The sequence below is a fragment of the Vibrio sp. 1249-1 genome (assembly GCF_033340495.1).
This window is the reverse complement of record NZ_JAWOWJ010000548.1, coordinates 1-701: the sequence shown is the minus strand read 5'-3', so window position 1 is coordinate 701 and position 701 is coordinate 1. Positions and strand designations below refer to the sequence as shown.

The following is a 701-nucleotide window of genomic DNA, read 5'->3' as shown; positions in this document are numbered from 1 at the left end:
TTTACAAAAACTGGCACGAGTTTTTCTGCTCAGAAGAAAAAAATGATTTCCAATTTAATGTAGAAACGCAAGATGGTTATTTCCCACCTTCGGTTTCTGAAGTTGCGAAAGGCCACAAAGTAAAAGACATCAAAGAATACTTTCATGTTTACCCTTGGGGACAAATCCCAGAACCGTTGAAAGCAGAGATTCTTGAGTACTACGAGCGCGCAAACGCTTTTGCACAGGAACTGCTAGGTTGGGTAGAAGAGTACGCACCAAAAGACGTACAAGAGAAGTTCTCTATCGCGCTGTCAGAAATGATCAATAACAGCGACAAAACGTTGCTTCGCGTTCTTCATTACCCACCAATGACAGGCGAAGAAGAGCCAGGTGCAATTCGCGCAGCCGCTCATGAAGATATCAACCTACTGACTGTACTGCCAGCGGCGAACGAGCCTGGTCTGCAAGTTATGAGCAAAGATGGCGAGTGGATCGATGTTCCATGTGATTTTGGTAACTTGATCATTAACATCGGTGACATGCTACAAGAAGCGTCAGGTGGTTACTTCCCGTCAACGACGCACCGAGTTATCAACCCAACAGGTGCTCGCCAAGAAAAATCGCGCATTTCATTACCGCTTTTCTTGCACCCAAAACCAGATACAGTACTTTCTGAGCGTTACACAGCACATAGCTACTTGATGGAACTCTTACGTGAG

General features: G+C 45.2%; 1 protein-coding gene. It reads left to right on the top strand.

What is annotated here, in order from left to right:
• Positions 1-701 (top strand): 2OG-Fe(II) oxygenase family protein (locus R7Z50_RS27535; RefSeq protein WP_318149756.1); only part of this gene is annotated, 701 nt, incomplete at both ends.